Here is a 214-nt window from a genome sequence, read left to right on the forward strand (position 1 = left end):
GCGAAGGCGGCGATATTGTTTACACCGCGAGCCTCGTTGGCAAAGACGGCAAGCCGGTTCTAAACCTCGGCTCCGACTTGGTCGTAAAACTGGCCAACGGCGAAACCATCACCATCGCCAACAACGCCTCGTCGGGGACCGCAACCATCACTGTTCCGGCGGACGTTTACGTTAATCCCGCGATCTCCAACACCATTACCCAAGTGGTCAGCGG

General features: G+C 57.9%; 1 protein-coding gene. It reads left to right on the plus strand.

Going from position 1 to position 214, the window contains the following annotated elements; all coding sequences use genetic code 11:
* Window positions 1-214: immunoglobulin-like domain-containing protein (locus tag AAEZ06_RS28475; protein WP_350617570.1), on the plus strand; the 214-nt coding region annotated here is incomplete at both ends.

Source organism: Pseudomonas sp. HY7a-MNA-CIBAN-0227, assembly GCF_040310325.1.
Taxonomy (GTDB): domain Bacteria; phylum Pseudomonadota; class Gammaproteobacteria; order Pseudomonadales; family Pseudomonadaceae; genus Aquipseudomonas.